An 18,200-nucleotide genomic window follows, 5' to 3' on the forward strand; every position below is an offset into this window, starting at 1 on the left:
GGAGGTCATGTTCGAGCGACTATAACAGCACGAATCCGGTAGTGCGGTCCGGGAATTCCGACATCTCCGCACTACCGCCCCGGTTCGGTCCAGCCCTCGAGATCACTCTTCGTCCCGGCCGGGCAGCCGTCCTGACCGGTCCGGCGCGGGAACATGATCAGGCAGCGTTGCGGACCAGGACCGCCGACCGCGGTGGTGACCAGTACCGCGATCGACGAGCCGTCGGCGACGCGACGCGTCGAAAAGCCCAGGGTGCCGGTGACACCGCGATAGTCGCTCTCGCGCAACTGCACCGCGATCGCGGTCCGGTTCGGCGGCAGGTCGGCGAGCACGCCGCGGCTGGCCCGGACCGCCTGCAGGAACAGGCCGCTCACGTCGAACGCGAGCCCGGTGCGGTCACCCGCCCAGGTCGGGCGGTAGTCGGCCAGGTCCGGGTAGCCGCGCAGGTCCTCGATCAGCCCGGCCAGTTCGACGCACAGCTGCTCGTGTTCGAACGGCACCGGCTGATCGCCGAGTTTGCCGACGCCGCTGACGCAGTCGGCGCCGCCGAGCATCACCGGCGCGGCCTTGGACACGTAGCGCACCGTCAGGTTGGCCGGCAGCGCGGCGGTGGCCTTGGGGTCGGTGATCAGCCGGGTGACCGCGTCGTTGCCGAGGATCGCCGGTCCGGCGCCACTGAGGCAGCCGCGGCTGACCGCCTTGGCGAAGGTGGGGAAATCAGCGTTGCGGCCCGCGAAGAACAGCAGGGTGCGCCGGTCGGCACCCTCGGTCTCGCACGGCGCGGGGAACCGGTACAGCTCCTGCTGTTCGCGCCAGCTCAGACTCTGCTGGGCGACACCGCGGCCGGCGAGCTCGGCCTGCAGATCGGCGACCAGGGTCGTCACGTACAGGTCGTCGGCCGCCTCGGGGTGGTAGATCGTCACCTTGTCGTAGCGCGGGGCGCCGTTCGGCTCGCGTGCGCCCTGGACGTAGTCGGCGACCAGCCGGGCCTGCACCGTATTGCTCGGCGCCGCTTGGAAGTACAGGGGCGAGGCCCGGTCCAGGCCGTCGGCCGACAGCGTCGTCGCGACCGCGGGCACGCCGAGTTCGCCGAGCCGGGCGATCGCCGTGCGGGTCTCGTCGGTACTGCGATCGATGCCGACCACGCCGAGCACGCTGGGATCATCGGCCACCAGGCCGCGCAGCGCGTGCTCGACCACCCAGCTCGCCTGGCGCATGTCCGAGCCGCCGTTGGCGATGACGACGCGCAGCAACGGTTCCGACTCGTCGGAGGCCAGCAGCGCGCGGCGCTGCTGCACCGCGAGCCCGGCCAGTTCCTCGACCTGGGCGTGCGGGTAGCGCACATTGGTGTCGGCGTAGCTGAGACCGGCGAAGTACACCAGCGAGACCAGCGGCCGGTCCGGGTTGCTCGCGCGGGCCTTCGTGGCCTGCTCGTTGAGCCGGAACACCTCGCGCTGCATGGCCGTCAGCTCGGGATCGTCGGCGAAGAGCTGCGCGGCGTTGTCGCTGTAGCCGACGCACTCGCCGTCGCGCAGGGCCACCGAGACACCACCGGTCCACGGCCACTGCGAGCACGGCGCGCCACGCAGCGGCGGGAAGTAGACCAGCGCGGCGGCGACGGCCAGCGCGATCGGGATGAGCACGCACAGGCCGACGAACCAGCTGCGCGCCGCCATCGGCGGTGCGGGCGGCAGGGCGAGACCGCGGAAGCGCGGGTCGCTGATCCGCGGCGGTGTGTCCGGGGGCAGCAGCGCGCGCAGCGGCAGGAACCACGCGTCGGCCTGGCGGTGGGTGCGCCGGTTGTCGATCTCCCTGACCCAGCTCTGCAGCGGGTCCGGTGGTTGCGGCGAGGGCTGCTCGGCCAGGCTCTCCAGGGTGCGCAGCGTGCGCAGCTCCCCGATGTCACCGAGCTCGCCGACCTCACGGTTCGGGCCCTCGTCCCGGAAGGCGACAAGCACCAGCGGGTCGAAATGCCCGGTCTCGTTCCTGATCTCGTTGATCCAGGTGAGGATGCGGGCACCGTCACTGCCCTCGGCGAGACCACCGAGCAGCGCGACCGGATAGGCGGTGCGCCGCCAGCTCGACGGCCGCCAGATCCGGCGCCGGTACGCGTCGCGCAGGTCCTCGAGGAACGCGTGGATCAGCAGTTTGGCGACCTGCTCCTCGTTCTCGTCGACCCGGTGCGAGGCGGTCAGCCGGGACGCGAAACCCAGGAAGCTGCCGGACAATTCGGGCGCCAGATAGCGTTGGTGCAGAAACCACCTGGTCACCTTCGACATCCCGGGGATGCGCCCGGACACCCACAGCCACAGCCGCAGCACCGGCCACAGCGCGAGCACGCCGAAGACCACGCGCGAGATCGTGTCCCCCGCGACGCCCTCCGCGGTGTCGGAACGGCTGGTCGGCGATCCGCTGCGCAGCAGCTTCGGCAGCCGACGGCGTAGTTCGTCGGGTGCCTCGGACTCGTCGCTGGTGACCCGCTGGCGCGTCAGCCAATCGGCGGTGCGGTAGCGCGGGAACTTGATCGCGCCCATCGCGGTGTCGTCGGCCGCGAAGCCGGCGACCAGCTGCTGGATGATCGGCAGGCAATGCCCGGCGATCTCCTGATCGTCGTGCGAGCTGACCGCGGTGAGGTCGGGCGTGAGCGCGGTGCGCGGCAGATCCGGCGCGTGCAGATCGACCTTGGCCCGCGGAGTCGCGCGTCGGCCGCCCGATTCACTCAGCCAGCTGTAGAGGTCGGCGACCAGCGCCGCGTGCCCCTGCACGCCGACCAGTTCGACGATCGGCCGGGGCAGCGTGCGGCGCCCCCGCAGCAGCGTGCGCAGCACCCGCGGTTTGGTATCGGGGATCTCCAGCGCCCGCAGCAACTCCAGCAGCTTGCCGACATCATTGGCATCGGGCACTTCGACGGCCTCCCCGGGCGATCAGCGAGCACACCGAACACCGTCGGCGTATTCGCCGAACGATACCCCGTACCGCCGACGCTCAAACGGTCAAAAGCCCAGCTTCCCCAGCTGTTTCGGGTCGCGCTGCCAGTCCTTGGCCACCTTCACGTGCAGGTTCAGGTAGATCCGGGTCCCCAGGATGTGCTCGATCTGCTTGCGGGCGTTGGTGCCGACCTCCTTGAGGCGGGAACCGTTCTTGCCGATGATGATCGCCTTCTGGCTCGGCCGTTCGACGTACAGCAGGGCATGCACCTCGAGCATGTCCTCGTTGGCCTCGTACGGCTGGATCTCCTCGATCACCACGGCCAGCGAGTGCGGGAGCTCGTCGCGCACACCCTCGAGCGCGGCCTCGCGGATCAGCTCGGCCATCAGGGTTTCCTCGGGCTCGTCGGTGATCTCGCCGTCGGGGTAGAACGCCGGGCCCTCGGGCATCTTCGAGGCGATCACGTCGACGAGCACCTCGACCTGCTCACCCTTGACCGCCGACACCGGCACGACCTCGGCCTCGGGCCCGAGCAGCTGCGAGACCGCCATCAACTGGTGGGCGACCTGGTCGCGGCTCACCTTGTCGATCTTGGTGACCACGCCGAGCACGGTGGTCTTGGGCGCCATCATCTTGATCTGCTCGACGATCCAGCGGTCACCGGGGCCGATCTTCTCGTCGGCCGGGATGCACACGGCGATCACGTCGACCTCGGAGTAGGTGTCGCGCACGAGATCGTTGAGCCGCTGGCCGAGCAGCGTGCGCGGGCGGTGCAGGCCGGGGGTGTCGACCAGGATCAGCTGGGCGTGCTCGCGATGCACGATGCCGCGGATGGTGTGCCGGGTGGTCTGCGGGCGCGAGGAGGTGATCGCGATCTTGGTGCCGACCAGGGCGTTGGTCAGCGTCGACTTGCCGGTGTTCGGGCGGCCGACGAAACAGACGAAGCCGGAACGGAATTCCTTGTCAGCCACCGTGCACCTCGCTCAGCACGGCGCCGGCGCGGTCGGTGCGGATCACCGCGGCCGACGGCGAGACCTCGCGAACCGCGGCGATGCCCGCGTCGTCGGCGTCACCACCGACGACGACGGCCGCCTCGAAACCCTCGGCGCCGCTGGAGATCGCGGCGGCCACGGCGGCCTGCAGCGCGGTCAGCCGCAGCGCCGTCAGCGCGACCTCGCCGGCGGCGTAGGTGCGGCCGTCGGTGTCGCGGATGGCGGCGCCGCTCGCGCCACCGGTGCGGCCCAGCGCGCCCCGCGCCAGCACCAGCAGTTTGTTGTCCTCGGCATCCAGTTCACTCATCGGTATCTCCGTTGTCGTCGGGCACGGTGACCTCCGCGGGCTCGCTGCCGTTGGTGGTCTGCTCGGTGCCGTTGGTCTTGCCCTTGCGGGACTTCTCGGTCTTCTTGTCCTTCTCGGCGTCGCGGCGCACCAGCACGGTGTTCACCCGCATCCGCCCGCGCGCGTCCGCGCCGCCCTCGCCGCGCAGCACCAGGCCGTAGACGGTCACCTTCGACCCGGGCAGCGGCACGCGCCCCAGCTCGTGGGCCAGCAGCCCACCCACGGTGTCGACGTCCTCATCCTCGATGTCGAGCCCGTACAGCTCGCCCAGATCCTCCACCGACAGCCGTGCCGACACCCGGTAGCGGCCATCGCCCAGGTCTTCCACGGGCGGCGTCTCGTCGGTGTCGTACTCGTCGGCGATCTCGCCGACGATCTCCTCGAGCACGTCCTCGATGGTCACCAGACCCGCGATGCCGCCGTACTCGTCGACCAGCAGCGCCATGTGGTTGCGGCGGCGCTGCATCTCGTCGAGCAGATCGTCGAGCGGCTTGGAATCGGGGACGAACACCGCGGGCCGCATGACCTCGCGCACGGTCACCTTGCGGCTGCGATCGGCGTACGGGACAAGGTCTTTGAGGTACACCACGCCGAGCACGTCGTCGACGTTCTCGCCGACCACCGGAATCCGCGAGTGCCCCGACCGCACCGCCAGCGACATCGCCTGGGCCGCGGTCTTGTCGGCCTCGATCCACACCATCTCGGTGCGCGGCACCATCACCGCGCGGGCGAGGGTGTCGCCGAGTTCGAACACCGACTGGATCATCCGGCGTTCGTCGTCGGCGACCACGCCGCGCTCGCGAGCCATGTCGACCACTTCCCGCAGCTCGATCTCGGAAGCGAAGGGGCCGTTGCGAAATCCCTTACCCGGGGTGATCGCGTTGCCGAGCAGGATCAGCAGCCGGCTGACCGGCCCCAGCGCCGCGCCGATGATCTGCAGCGGCACCGCGGCGCCGAGCGCGATCGAATAGGCGTGCTGGCGGCCGAGGGTGCGCGGGCCGACACCGATCACGACGTAGGAGACGACCACCATCACCGTGGCGGTCACCAGCAGCGCCGTGCCCGCACTCCACAGCGACAGGGCCGCGGCGGCGAGCAGGACGGTCGCGGTGATCTCGCACAGGATGCGCAGCAGCACCATGAGATTCACGTACCGCGGCCGGTCGTCGACGATCTTGCGCAGCCGCGCCGCGCCGGGCCGTTCCTCGCGGACCATGTCGTCGAGCCGGGCGCGCGACACCGTGTTCAACGCCGAGTCGACCCCGGCGAACACCCCGCCGAGGCCGATCAGCACGATCGCCAGCAGGGTTTGGGTCAGTGCGGTCACGCGGGGCCCAGGGCGTCACCCGGTGCGGTGAAACCTGCCTTGCCGAGCAGTTGGGCATCGCGCTCGGCCAGTTCGGCGCGCCGCTGTTCCTCACGCAGGCTCACGTACCACTCCTCGAGCAGCTGGGCCTGCAGCGCGAACATCTCCTTCTCCTCCTCCGGCTCGGCATGGTCGTAGCCGAGCAGGTGGAGCACGCCGTGCACGGTGAGCAGTGCCAGCTCGTGGTCGAGGGAATGGCCCGCCTTCTGCGCCTGCCCCATCGCGAACTCCGGACAGAGCACGATGTCGCCGAGCATCGACGGGCCGGGCTCGGGGCTGTCGGGGCGACCGCCCGGCTCCAGCTCGTCCATCGGGAACGACATCACGTCGGTCGGGCCGGGCAGGTCCATCCAGCGCACGTGCAGGTCGGCCATGGTGTCGAGATCGACGAGCACCATCGACAGCTCGGCGGCGGGATGCACGTCCATCCGGCCGATGACGAAACGTGCGACGCTGACCAGGTCTTCTTCGGGGACGTCCATGCCCGATTCGTTGGCGATCTCGATGCTCACCTGTTCAGGGTACGGTGCCGACCCGACGCCGCCGGGAGCGGCATCGGGCCAGCGTGGCGTGAGTTACCCCCGGTTCGCGCGGCCGGCGGCGCGGCGCTGTGCCCGGTTGCCCGGGTAGTGCGGGCCGGGAACCGCGCGGGTGTCGGACTCGTACCGGTCGTAGGCGTCGACGATGTCGGAGACCAGCCGGTGCCGCACCACATCGGCGCTGGTGAGCTCCGAGAAGTGGATGTCGTCGATGTCGGTGAGGATCTCCGCGGCCGCCCGCAGACCCGAGCGCTGCCCGTTGGGCAGGTCGACCTGCGAGATGTCACCGGTGACCACCATCTTCGAACCGAAGCCCAGGCGGGTCAGGAACATCTTCATCTGCTCGGCCGTGGTGTTCTGCGCCTCGTCGAGAATGATGAACGAGTCGTTGAGGCTGCGGCCACGCATGTACGCCAGCGGCGCGACCTCGATGACACCCGAGGCGAGCAGCTTGGGGATCGCTTCCGGGTCCATCATGTCGTGCAGCGCGTCGTAGAGCGGCCGCAGATACGGGTCGATCTTGTCGTTGAGCGTGCCGGGCAGGAAGCCGAGCCGCTCGCCGGCCTCGACCGCGGGCCTGGTCAGGATGATGCGGGTGACCTGCTTGGACTGCAGGGCCTGCACCGCCTTGGCCATCGCCAGGTAGGTCTTGCCGGTACCGGCGGGACCGATGCCGAACACGATGGTGTTGGCGTCGATCGCGTCGACGTAGCGCTTCTGGTTCAGCGTCTTGGGCCGGATGGTCTTGCCGCGGCGCGACAGGATGTCCAGGCTCAGCACCTCGGCGGGCGATTCGGACACGCCCTCGGTGAGCATCGAGACGGTGTGCCGGACCGCTTCGGGGGTGATCACCCGATTGCGGCCGGTCAGCGCCACGAGCTGCTCGATGACGCGCTCGGCCAGCGCCACATCGCCGGCCTTACCGGTGATGGTGACGGTGTTGCCGCGGACGTGGATGTCGGCCGGGAGCAGCTTCTCGAGCTGACGAAGATTCTGGTCGGCCGAGCCGAGGAACGGGAAAACAGACTCCGGGGCGAGTTCGATGCTGGAACGCACTGTTCGCGCCGCGGGACCCGCGTTGTTACCGCCTGCGCCGATGCCTGATACGGGGTTGGTGGGGTCGCCGATCTCGCCTGAGTTCTTCAAAAGTGGCTATGGCCTGCTTCCGGTCTCGACTGTGTGTTCGATGAGCACAGTTTAACGCGCGGCACCGACACCGCCCAGCGATATAACGGCGGGATCGGCCGAACCGCGATCGACCGGTGATCGCAGGTCACGAGCGGGCGGCGGCCGCCGGGCGGGTGATCTACCAGCGCGGAGTGAGCGCGCCGAGGGCACCGAGTGCCACCGCGGCGGCCGTGGAGGTACGCAGCACGGTCGGGCCGAGCACCACGTTGGTGGCCCCCGCCTCGGCCAGCGCGGCCAGTTCGGCGTCGTCGAGGCCGCCCTCGGGCCCGACGATCAACACGACGTCGCTCGCCCGGGCCAGCGGCAGCTCGGTGAACTTGCCGGCGCCGGACTCGTGCAGGGCGGCGACGATCGCGCCGTCCGCGCCGGCCTTTCGCACCAGCTCGATCAGATCGCGGGTGCGGTGCAGGTCGGTGACCTCGGGAATGTAGGCCCGCCGGGACTGCCGGGCCGCGGTCTTGGCGGCGGCCCGCCACTTCTCCACGCCCTTGGCGGCCTTCGCCTCCCAGTTCGAGACGCACCGCGCGGCCTGCCACGGCACGATGACGTCGGCGCCCGCCTCGGTCATCAGCTCGACGGCCAGCTCCGACCGATCCGACTTGGGCAGCGCCTGCACCACGGTGACCCGCGGCGTCACCGGCGCGGCGATCCGCCGGTGCCGCACCGCGAGCTCGAGCCGGTCCTTCTGGGCCGCAACGACTTCCGATTCGGCGAGCACACCGCGTCCGTCGGACAGGGTGATCGGCTCGCCGACCTTGATCCGGCGCACGGTGGCCGCGTGCCTGCCCTCCGGACCGTCGAGGACCGCGACGGCACCCGGTTCGGGCACCTCGTCGAGGTAGAAGACCGTCGCGGCCACGGCCTCAGCGTCCGCTGAAGGAGGCGCGCAGCCGGGCGAACAGGCCGCTGTTGTGCTCGGACTGCGCCGACATCACCTCGGCGCGGTCCTTGTCGCGCATGCCCTTGAACTTGCGCAGCAGGTCGGTCTGCTTCCCGTCCAGCTTGGTCGGCACGATGATGTCCAGGTGCGCCAGCAGGTCGCCGCGGGCGCCCGAACGCAGCCGGGGCATGCCGTGGGCGCGCAGCTGGATGACCTCGCCGGGCTGGGTGCCCGCCGCGATGGTCAGCTCGGTCGGGCCGTCGAGGATGGTGTCGACGACGACCGTGGTGCCCAGGATGGCGTCGACCATCGGGACCCGGACGGTGCAGTGCAGGTCGTCGCCGTCGCGGACGAAGGTGTCGTGCGGCTGCTCGACGACCTCGACGTAGAGGTCACCGGCGTGGCCGCCACCGGGGCCGACCTCGCCCTGCGCGGCCAGCCGCACCCGCATGCCGTTGGCGACACCGGCCGGGATCGGCGCGGCGATCTCGCGACGCGCGCGGACCCGGCCGTCGCCACCACACTTGTGGCAGGGATCGGGGATGGTCTCGCCCGCGCCACGGCAGGTCGGGCAGGGACGCGAGGTGAGCACCTGACCCAGGAAGGACCGCTGCACCGACTGCACCTCACCGGCGCCGTCACAGGTCTCGCAGCGCACCGGCTTGGAGTTGCCGTTGGTGCCGGCGCCCTGACAGATGTCGCAGAGGATCGCGGTGTCGACGGTCAGATGCTTGGTGACGCCGACCGCGCACTCGGCCAGGCTCAGCCGGGTACGGATCAGCGAGTCGGCGCCGGGCTGGACGCGGCCGCGCGGCTTGCGCGCGCCACCACCCTGCCCGCTCATGCCGCCGAAGAACGCTTCGAAGACGTCGCCGAGACCGCCGAAGCCCGCGCCGTTGAAACCGGCTCCGCCGCCGCCACTTTCGAGCGGGTCGCCGCCGAGGTCGACGATGCGGCGCTTCTCCGGATCGGTCAGCACCTCGTAGGCGGTGGAGACTTCCTTGAACTTGGCCTGCGCGGCCTCGTCCGGGTTCACGTCGGGGTGCAGTTCGCGGGCCAGCTTGCGGTAGGCGCGCTTGAGCTCCTGGTCGGTGGCGTTCTTGCCGACGCCGAGCAGTCCGTAGTAATCCCGTGCCACTGTGAGTTCTCTAGTCCTTGGTCGCTGTGGTCCAGCCGAGCGCCGGGCGCATCCTTAGTCGAATCCACTCAACTTTACCGGCCGAAGTATCGACCTTAACAGTTGCGGGTCGGGCCGATTCCGGCCCGCGTCATCTTTCGGCAAGTACCTCGCCGATGTAGCGGGCGACGGTCGCCACCGAGGCCATCGTTCCCGGATAGTCCATCCTGGTCGGGCCGAGTACACCCATGCCGCCGAGCACCGCGCCCGCCGCGCCGTAGCCGGTGGACACCACCGAGGTGCCGCGCATCTGCTCGACCTGGGTCTCCTCGCCGATCTGCACCATCACCTGGCCCGGTTGCTGCGCCGCGGCCAGCAGTTTCAGCACGATGACCTGTTCCTCGAGCGCTTCCAGCACGGTCCGCAGCGAACCCGGGAAACCGAAGTCGGCGACATTGCGGGTGAGGTTGGCCGTGCCACCGAGGACCAGCCGTTCCTCCGGGTGCTCCACGAGGGTTTCCACCAACACCGTGGAGACCCGAACGAGCACGTCCTTGATCTTGGCGGGCGCCCGCTCCGGCAGGCCGGCCACCGACGCGCTGGCCACCGACAGCAGCTTGCCGTCCATGGCACCACCGAGCAGCCCGCGCACCGCGGCGAGATCGTCGTCGGAGATGACGGCACCGAGATCGACGATGCGCTGATCGACCCGGCCGGTGTCGGTGATCACCACCAGCAGCAGGCGGGCCGGATTGAGCGCGACGACCTCGATATGGCGCACGATCGACGCCGAGACCGTGGGGTACTGCACGACAGCGACCTGGCGGGTGAGCTGGGCCAGCAACCGCACCCCGCGACGCAGGACGTCGTCGAGATCGACGCCGGATTCGAGGAACTCCATGATCGCGCGCCGCTCGGCGCCCGAGAGCGGCTTCACCTCGGCGATCCGGTCGACGAACTCGCGATACCCCTTGTCGGTGGGGATGCGGCCCGAGCTGGTGTGCGGCTGGGTGATGTACCCCTCGGCCTCCAGCACGGCCATGTCGTTGCGGATCGTGGCACTGGAAACACCCAGGTGGTGCCGTTCCACGAGCGACTTCGAGCCGATCGGTTCCTTGGTGGCGACGTAGTCCGCGACGATCGCTCGCAGGACCTCGAATCGCCGATCCTCGGTGCTCGACGCCATCGACCCCACCTCCTCGCTCGTGCCGGGTACGTCATCGGCCCGTGTACCGCTGTGTTCGACGCACAGACTCGCACGCGGACGCTCGGAGCGTCTCGTTCTCCAGTCTAATTGTCCGGTCCGAGATCGCCCGCTCACATGGTCGCGACGGAGTGGAGTTGTCCACAGGCCGTGGTTTGTCCACAGGTGGCGCGCGGGCTCTGGTACCGCTGCGCACAGCGGCGTACGTTCGGCACTGATTCAGCTGTTTACCAGCGTTTTTCGGGTGTCGACGGCGGGGGGCATGTGGTGCGGCGAGACGGCAGTGACACGGCCACGGGGGTGGCGCTGAATCCGGCGGAGTTCGCCGGATTCGATCGGGGGTGCGCGGAGTTCCTGCGGGTGATCGGCTCGCTCATCGCGCTGGCCGGCGAGATCGGCGACCAGGCGCGGTGGGGTCTGGGCGAAGACGACCCGCGGCTGATCTCCGCGGCCACGGTGGTCGCCCGGCTGCGCGCCAAGGCGGACTCCGGCGCGAACAGTGTCGCCGCGGTGCTGGCGGCCCACGCCGACGCCGTCGCCGAACTCCGGTGCGCGTACCGAGCCGCGCGGGATGAACTGGTGCGCACGGACGACGAGGGGGCCGGACGGCTCCGCGCGGTGGAACCCGTGGCAGGACAACCGATTTCCGGGAAGTCTCTGCCATGACCGGGTACGAGCCGCGAGCGATTCCCGATGGTGGTGAGAATGCGTGGCACTGGGGTCACGCGGAGATCACTCGCGCGTTCACGGCACTAGAGGTGACCGATGCGATCGCGCAGGCGGACCGGTTCGAGTGGATCGCGGTGCGGTGGGCGGAGGGGCTGGACGCCTTCGCTCGGACCATGCGGGAAACACTCGCGACGGCATGGTCGGGTGTCGGGGCCGACGCGGCCGGTGCCGCTGTCAGCGCGTATGTGGCGCGAGCGCGGGAACTGGCGCCCGCACTGGTGGAGCTACCCAGCCTGGTCCGGGCCGCCGCCGAGGCGATTGTCGCCACGAAGTACGCGATTCCCGAACTGGTCCTCGCCGAGCCGGGATCAGCGTTGTCGCCGTCGAGCGGGGCGGCAGCACATCGTGTGGCCGCCGCCGCAGAGGAATCCGCGCGCCTCGCGATGCGGGAGCGGTATGTGCTGCCGTTCAGCGCGATCGACGACCGGATTCCTGCGCTGCCCATGCCGATTCGGCCGGTCGGGTCGGGAGCGGATTCCGGCCGACAGCGTGTGCACACCTGGAGTGCGGACGGCACGCACACACTGTCGGCAGGTAGACACCACCAGCCGTCGACGGACCATGATCACGCACTACGGATGGGCGGCGACGAACAGCCGTCGACCGACAACGACCGTGCTTTGCCCACGAGCTACAACCCATTCCCATCGACCAACTGCGATCACCCACAGCGGATGGTCTCCAACCCGCCGCCGTCGGCGGACAGCGACCACGCAGTACCTACGGGCGGCGATCACCGGCCGTCGGCAGGACGCATGAACGCGCAATTGACGGACGATGCGGCAAGTGGCGTGGTGAATACCTCGGCGGCACTTCGAGACGAACCTTTGCAGGTCTCGTCACCGGATTTTGGGCAACTCGAGGACAGCACAGCGGCGAGCGGTGGATCGATCGGAACCGGCCTGGCTGTGGCGGACTCGAGTGCACGTGGATCGGCCGGCGAGGGGATGTCGGACGGGGAGTCGGCGGCGAGTTCAACGGTGGCGTCGTCGTCGACTACGGGCGTCAGCACCCCATCGCTCTCGGCTGCGCCCGGCAGCCATGAATTCCCTGCGCCCGGTAGCACCGGATTCCACACACCCGGCGGCCCGGGAACCGCTGCACCGAGTGGCGCCGGACTCCACACACCCAGCGGCCCAGGGTCCGCTGCGCCAGTCAGCACCGGACTCCGCACACCCGGCGGCCCGGAAACCGCTGCGCCAAGCAGCCCAGGGTCCGCTGCGCCCGGTAGCACCGGATTCCACACACCCGGCGGCCCGGAAACCGCTGCGCCAAGTAGCCATGGGTCGGCTGGGCCGAGTGGCCACGGGTTCCATGCGCCAGGCGGCGCGGGGTTCCATGCGCCCGGTGCGCAGCGGTTCCGTCCGATCGGTGGTTCGGAGGTCGCGGCACATTCCGTGCCCGCGGTGCCGGGTATCGGGGCGGCGGTGGCCGGGCTCGGCCGGGCGGCCGCGGATCTCGGCGACAGCGGGCCGGGCTCGGGTGGGCCGACGGCAGCGGTGGGAGATCGGGGGTCGGCGGGTGGGATGCCCTACCGGTCGGGGCGCGAGGGCGACTTCGGTCGGCCGGAGGCGGGGCGCAGTGTGCCCGGGGCGGTGGGGCCGGTCATCGGGGCGAATCCGCCGGGTGTTCCGGCGCTGGCCCGGGTGATCGATCGGCTGTTCCAGTACGTCACGCCGTTCGGTCAGGCACAGGAGCCGGGTGGTGGGACGGAACGCGCGGTGCCGGCGTATCTGATCACACGGGCGAATACCGACGTGCTGCTCGGCGAAGGGCGACCGACAGTCGTGGGAGGCGTGATCGGCGGTGCGGCGGAATCAGGGCCGGATGCGCAGCACGGATACTCGGCTCGGGACTGATCATGTCAGCGAGCCGAGAGCTACGAGCGGGTGCGGCCGATCGGATCGGCCGCCGGTGCGGACCGCCCGCGAAGGGCGGTCCGGCCCGATTCAGCGTTGGGCGGCGGTGGAGGCCGCGCCCACCTGCTTGCCCGCGAGGGCATCCAGGCCGAGCATCGCCAGCAGCGATACGCAGTCTTCCGCGTCGTGGGAATGTGACGCGACCGTGCGAGCGGCGACCGCGCACTGCCGCGCGTTCTCCGCCTTCTCCGCAGAGCGCGCCTCGGCGAATTCGCTCTGCTCTTGGACGAGGGTGATGTGCCGTTCGGTGGACATATAGCTCCCTAGGATCGAGCCGAAGCCTACGCCCCCAATCGTTATCTTCGGCCCCGAACCCACCGAACCCCGCCCTCGACGACCCCGGTGCGCGGCACCTCCGGTGAGGTGTGCATCACGCCTTCTCATGGCGCTGACCGGGCGATCATCGATGTCGCCCGCGCCACTGTCCGACCCCGGAATTCCGGTCACGAATCGGTGTCAAGCGACCTGGGTCGTCGCCGCCCGCAGCAGTCGCAGCTGACCGATCTCGGCCACGTTCTTCATCAGTTCGGCATCGACCCAGGAGACCAGATGAGCGATCGTCAGCCCGGCGTCGGCGGGCCAGGGATAGGCCGACGCCGCGTCCAGTTCGGCGTCGTCGAGCGCGTCGACGATCGCGATCCAGTCCGTCCGCAACTGACGCAGCCAGGCGATCGTCGGCGCTCCCGGCCCCGGCCAGGCGATGTCGGCCCGCTCCCGTGGCATCCGGCGGCACACGTGGTCGATGGCCACGCTCCACCACCAGCCGATATGCCAGCTCAGCCAGGCCACCGTCGGGACCGGGATCGGATCGGGCTCGGTGTCGGCCCAGTCCGCCACCCAGCCGCCGGTGTCGTCGGGCCGCATCGTCCAGCACAGTTCGGCGGGCTCCCAGAGGAAGTCCGCCGCCGTCAACCGATCCAGGTGGTACTCGAACAGCGACCAGGTCAGGTCGAACTGCCAGCGCACCAGCTCATTCCGCGAAGGAGACACGCGGCGCATCGTGTCACGGCCGCCGCGCGACCGATACCGAATATTCGCGGGTCAGTCGAGCAGGTCGCGGACCACGCCGTCGGCGAGGAGGCGGCCGCGGTCGGTGAGCACGAGGTGATCACCGGTGATCTCGGCGAGCCCGTCGGCCAGGATGCGGTCCAGCGCGGGACGCGCGGTGGGTGCGAGGGTGGCCAGTGGCAGACCGGTCCGGAGGCGGACGGTGAGCATGAGGTGCTCGGTGTAGCGCTCGTCGTCGGTGAGGGCTTCCCAGCCCGCGGCGGGCAGGCCGCCGAGGGCGACGCGGTCGGCGTAGCGCGACGGATGCTTGACGTTCCACCAGCGGACACCGCCGACATGGCTGTGCGCGCCGGGGCCGGCACCGAGCCAGTCGCCACCGTCCCAGTAGCCGAGGTTGTGGCGGCACCGGGCGGCGTCGTCGGCCGCCCAGTTGGAGACCTCGTACCAGGACAGGCCGGCGTCGGCGAGGCGAGCGTCGATCCGTTCGTAGCGGGCGGCGAGGACGTCTTCGTCGGGTGCGGGCAGTTCACCGCGACGGACCTTGCGCGCCAAGGCCGTTCCGTCCTCGACGATCAGCGAATAGGCGGAGACGTGATCGACACCGGCGGCCAGCACGGCGTCGAGGCTCGCGTCCAGATCGGCGTCGGTCTCGCCGGGCGTGCCGTAGATGAGGTCCAGATTGACGTGGTCGAACCCGGCGGCCCTGGCTTCCTTCGCCGCCGCCACCGCGCGGCCGGGCGTGTGGGTGCGGTCCAGGATCTTCAGCACGTGCTGGGCCGCGGACTGCATGCCCAGCGACACCCGGGTGTAGCCGGCGGCCCGGATGCGCTCGAAGAACTCCGGCGCGGTGGACTCCGGATTGGACTCGGTGGTCACCTCGGCGTCGACGGCCAGGGTGAAGTTCGCGCGCACCGCGTCCAGGACCGCGGCCAGTCCGTCACCGCCGAGCAGCGACGGGGTTCCCCCGCCGACGAAGACGGTCGACACCGGCGGCGTCGCGCTCGGCAGCGCCGCGAACTCGGTCGCGGCGGTCGCGAGCTCACCGCGCAGCGCCTCGAGCCACGACTGCGGCGACGCCGAGGTCCCCAGCTCCCCCGCCGTGTAGGTGTTGAAGTCGCAGTACCCGCACCGGGTGGCACAGAACGGCACGTGCACGTAGACCCCGAACGCGCCGCCCCCGAAATCGCGCAGCACCGGCCGATCGGCATCGGCCGGTGTCACGCCGGGAGCCCCGGAAGCAGCGCTGATAGTCACCCCTCCAGTCTGCCGGGCTCCCGTCGGCTCCGGCACGCAGGGGCCGACCGGGGTCCCGGATCGACCGGTCGACGATCAGTCGGCCACCACGGGGGTGTTCTGATTGGCGGTGAGCACCCAGGCGCCGTCCTCCTTGGTCATGACGTACATCGGCGTGCCCTGCCCCGACAACTCGCCGTCCAGGGTGAAGTAGCGTTGCCGGATCTTGACGGCGGCGACGTCGGGCCGCAGGAACAGCACGTGCTCGATCTCGTAGGTCGCCTTGCCGTGGGTGGTGGCGCCGGGCAGCACCTGCGCGGTGAACTCGGCGATGGCGGGCCTGCCGAACAGCCGCTTGCCGTGGCCGGTGGTCCAGATCGCGTCCGCCCGGAAGACGGCGGTGAACTCGTCGATCAGTTCGTTGTCCTGGGCGTGGGCGATGGACTCGACGACGGCGGTGATGGCCGCGAGTTCGGTCTCGAGATCGGCGGGCGTCTGCCCCGCCACAGTGGCGTCGTTGCTCATGCGACCACTGTGCAACCTCAACGACACTCCAGGTCAACGCGCTGTGCCGCACCGCACATCCGGGGTCCATGACGAATCACAAGTCGCTTCCGGCCGGGGAACTATGACCCCCGTCACAGAACGGGACGACCGTCCAGGGAATTTCCCCCAAAAGTGCGGGAAATATCTCCTTGCGGTCGGAACGACCCGGCTGACATGGCACAATAGGCCCATGCACGCAACTGGAGTACGACTCGTGGCCCGGCGCCACGTCGACTTCCAGCGTGTCTGCAGCGCCTGTTGTCGGCCCGGTTTCCACCGGTAGCGCAGCGGCGTCCACGCCCGGGTCTCCCCCGGTGCCATCGACTTTCATCGGCCCGCTGACCACCTGACGCGAGCCAGCCCCTCGCGCCTTCAGCACGGATGTACCACCCACCCCGCAGGAGCGACCCCACATGACGTCGAGCACCGACGCCGCTTCGACCGAACAGTCGACGCCGGCCCGCCCCGAGCGCCCGGCAGCCGAACGCCGCGTCCGGCCCGATCGGCCGCGCAGCGAAGCCCCCGTCGCGCCGCGCGAGCGCACCGGCAAGCCGGTCCGCCGCCGCTCCGAAGGCCAGTGGGCCCTCGGCTACCGCGAGCCGCTGAACCCGAACGAGCAGTCCAAGAAGGACGACAACCCGCTCAACGTGCGCGCGCGCATCGAGAACATCTACGCCAAGGGCGGCTTCGACTCGATCGACAAAGCCGACCTGCGCGGCCGCTTCCGCTGGTGGGGTCTCTACACCCAGCGCGAAGAGGGCTACGACGGCACCTGGACCGACGACGACAACATCGACATCCTCGAAGCCAAGTACTTCATGATGCGGGTGCGCTGTGACGCGGGCGCGCTCAACGTCGCCCAGCTGCGCACCATCGGCGGCATCTCCACCGAGTTCGGCCGCGACACCGCCGACCTCTCGGACCGCGAGAACGTCCAGTACCACTGGATCGAGGTCGAGAACGTCCCGGAGATCTGGCGGCGGCTCGAGTCGGTCGGTCTGCACACGACCGAGGCCTGCGGTGACTGCCCCCGCGTCGTCCTCGGTTCGCCGCTGGCCGGTGAGTCGCTCGACGAGATCATCGACCCGACCTGGGCGATCGACGAGATCGTGAAGCGCTACATCGGGAAGAAGGAGTACTCCAACCTTCCCCGCAAGTTCAAGACCGCGATCTCGGGTCAGCAGGACGTGGTGCACGAGATCAACGACGTCGCCTTCGTCGGCGTGAACCATCCCGAGCACGGCCCCGGCCTCGACCTCTGGGTCGGCGGCGGTCTGTCGACCAACCCGATGCTGGCCAAGCGGGTCGGCGCGTGGGTGCCGCTCGACGAGGTGCCCGACGTGTGGGAGGCCGTGGTCTCGCTGTTCCGCGACTACGGCTACCGCCGCCTGCGCACCAAGGCCCGTCTGAAGTTCCTGATCAAGGACTGGGGCATCGAGAAGTTCCGCCAGGTGCTCGAGGACGAGTACCTCGAGCGCAAGCTGATCGACGGCCCCGCGCCGGAGCAGCCGGCCAAGCCGATCGACCACGTCGGCGTGCAGAAGCTGCGCAACGGCCTCAACGCCGTCGGCTTCTCCCCCATCGCCGGTCGCGTCTCGGGCACCATCTTGAGCAAGGTCGCCGACGCCGCCGAGAAGTACGGCTCGGACCGCATCCGGTTCACCCCGTACCAGAAGCTGATCATCCTCGACATCGCCGACGATCAGGTCGACGCGCTGATCGACGAGCTCGAGCCGCTGGGTCTGCAGGCCCGTCCGTCGATCTGGCGGCGCAACCTGCTCGCCTGCTCGGGCATCGAGTTCTGCAAGCTGTCCTTCGTCGAGACCCGCAAGCGGTCGCAGGTGCTCGCGCCGGAGCTCGAGCAGCGCCTGGCCGACATCAACGCCGAGCTCGACGTGCCGATCACCATCAACATCAACGGCTGCCCGAACTCCTGCGGCCGGTCCCAGATCGCCGACATCGGCTTCAAGGGGCAGCTCGTCGACGACGGCGACGGGAATCAGGTCGAGGGTTTCCAGGTTCACCTGGGTGGCAGCCTCGGCCTGGATTCCGGATTCGGCCGCAAGCTGCGTCAGCACAAGGTGACCAGCGTGGAGCTCGGTGACTACATCGAGCGTGTCGTCCGCAACTTCGTCAAGAGCCGGGAAGCCGGTGAGCGATTCGCGGTGTGGGCCGTTCGCGCCGACGAGGCCGACCTCCGCTAGT

Annotated in this window: 16 protein-coding genes; 3 read left to right on the top strand and 13 right to left on the bottom strand. The window is 69.9% G+C overall.

The annotated features are described in order from the left end of the window. Positions 1-71: 71 nt before the first annotated feature. From ACFYWJ_RS29305 to hrcA, 9 genes are all read right to left on the bottom strand, one after another. Positions 72-2,903 carry an ABC transporter substrate-binding protein gene (locus ACFYWJ_RS29305; RefSeq protein WP_355278724.1) on the bottom strand — a complete coding sequence of 944 codons (2,832 nt, stop codon included), beginning with the start codon at positions 2,901-2,903 and terminating at the stop codon, positions 72-74. A 90-nt stretch (positions 2,904-2,993) separates the two neighbouring features. Next, complete coding sequence (era, locus tag ACFYWJ_RS29310) at positions 2,994-3,899, bottom strand: GTPase Era (protein ID WP_355278721.1); 906 nt, start codon at positions 3,897-3,899, stop codon at positions 2,994-2,996. Continuing rightward, positions 3,892-4,227 (bottom strand): cytidine deaminase, encoded by a 336-nt coding sequence (locus ACFYWJ_RS29315; protein ID WP_355278718.1) that lies wholly within the window; start codon positions 4,225-4,227, stop codon positions 3,892-3,894. Before ACFYWJ_RS29315 ends, era begins: the two co-directional genes overlap by 8 nt. Next, positions 4,220-5,593 (bottom strand): hemolysin family protein, encoded by a 1,374-nt coding sequence (locus ACFYWJ_RS29320; RefSeq protein ID WP_355278715.1) that lies wholly within the window; start codon positions 5,591-5,593, stop codon positions 4,220-4,222. The genes ACFYWJ_RS29315 and ACFYWJ_RS29320 overlap by 8 nt, the downstream gene beginning before the upstream one ends. After that, positions 5,590-6,144, bottom strand: a complete 555-nt coding sequence (gene ybeY / locus ACFYWJ_RS29325) for an rRNA maturation RNase YbeY (RefSeq protein ID WP_189033070.1) — start codon at positions 6,142-6,144, stop codon at positions 5,590-5,592. The genes ACFYWJ_RS29320 and ybeY overlap by 4 nt, the downstream gene beginning before the upstream one ends. Before the next feature lie 63 nt (positions 6,145-6,207). Further along, positions 6,208-7,269, bottom strand: a complete 1,062-nt coding sequence (locus ACFYWJ_RS29330) for a PhoH family protein (protein WP_336083603.1) — start codon at positions 7,267-7,269, stop codon at positions 6,208-6,210. A 208-nt stretch (positions 7,270-7,477) separates the two neighbouring features. Continuing rightward, positions 7,478-8,218, bottom strand: a complete 741-nt coding sequence (locus tag ACFYWJ_RS29335; protein WP_355278711.1) for a 16S rRNA (uracil(1498)-N(3))-methyltransferase — start codon at positions 8,216-8,218, stop codon at positions 7,478-7,480. 4 nt (positions 8,219-8,222) lie between these two features. Next, a complete protein-coding gene (gene dnaJ, locus ACFYWJ_RS29340) occupies positions 8,223-9,377 on the bottom strand; it encodes a molecular chaperone DnaJ (protein ID WP_355278709.1) in 1,155 nt (384 codons plus the stop codon). A 130-nt stretch (positions 9,378-9,507) separates the two neighbouring features. After that, on the bottom strand, positions 9,508-10,542 hold the full coding sequence (gene hrcA / locus ACFYWJ_RS29345; RefSeq protein WP_218717363.1) for a heat-inducible transcriptional repressor HrcA: 1,035 nt from the start codon (positions 10,540-10,542) through the stop codon (positions 9,508-9,510). Between the two features lie 318 nt (positions 10,543-10,860). On the opposite strand from hrcA, the gene ACFYWJ_RS29350 reads away from it, so the two are divergent. Both ACFYWJ_RS29350 and ACFYWJ_RS29355 read left to right on the top strand, forming a co-directional pair. Beyond that, positions 10,861-11,226: a hypothetical protein gene (locus ACFYWJ_RS29350; protein WP_355278706.1), complete on the top strand. Its 366-nt coding sequence runs from the start codon at positions 10,861-10,863 to the stop codon at positions 11,224-11,226. Beyond that, positions 11,223-13,148, top strand: a complete 1,926-nt coding sequence (locus tag ACFYWJ_RS29355) for a hypothetical protein (protein WP_355278704.1) — start codon at positions 11,223-11,225, stop codon at positions 13,146-13,148. The genes ACFYWJ_RS29350 and ACFYWJ_RS29355 overlap by 4 nt, the downstream gene beginning before the upstream one ends. 90 nt (positions 13,149-13,238) lie before the next feature. Here the strand turns inward: ACFYWJ_RS29355 and ACFYWJ_RS29360 are convergent, their stop codons facing one another. From ACFYWJ_RS29360 to ACFYWJ_RS29375, 4 genes are all read right to left on the bottom strand, one after another. After that, positions 13,239-13,463 carry a hypothetical protein gene (locus tag ACFYWJ_RS29360; protein WP_355278702.1) on the bottom strand — a complete coding sequence of 75 codons (225 nt, stop codon included), beginning with the start codon at positions 13,461-13,463 and terminating at the stop codon, positions 13,239-13,241. Positions 13,464-13,664: 201 nt separating this feature from the next. Next, complete coding sequence (locus tag ACFYWJ_RS29365) at positions 13,665-14,207, bottom strand: DinB family protein (protein ID WP_355278701.1); 543 nt, start codon at positions 14,205-14,207, stop codon at positions 13,665-13,667. Between the two features lie 42 nt (positions 14,208-14,249). Then, positions 14,250-15,437: a radical SAM family heme chaperone HemW gene (gene hemW, locus ACFYWJ_RS29370; RefSeq protein WP_355279259.1), complete on the bottom strand. Its 1,188-nt coding sequence runs from the start codon at positions 15,435-15,437 to the stop codon at positions 14,250-14,252. Between the two features lie 108 nt (positions 15,438-15,545). Then, complete coding sequence (locus ACFYWJ_RS29375; RefSeq protein WP_355278700.1) at positions 15,546-15,974, bottom strand: SgcJ/EcaC family oxidoreductase; 429 nt, start codon at positions 15,972-15,974, stop codon at positions 15,546-15,548. A gap of 434 nt (positions 15,975-16,408) precedes the next feature. Between ACFYWJ_RS29375 and ACFYWJ_RS29380 the strand changes: the two genes are divergently transcribed. Then, complete coding sequence (locus ACFYWJ_RS29380) at positions 16,409-18,199, top strand: nitrite/sulfite reductase (protein ID WP_355278697.1); 1,791 nt, start codon at positions 16,409-16,411, stop codon at positions 18,197-18,199. The last annotated feature ends 1 nt before the right edge of the window (position 18,200 follow it).

The organism is Nocardia sp. NPDC003269, assembly GCF_042888005.1.
In the GTDB taxonomy this organism is placed as follows: Bacteria; Actinomycetota; Actinomycetes; order Mycobacteriales; family Mycobacteriaceae; genus Nocardia.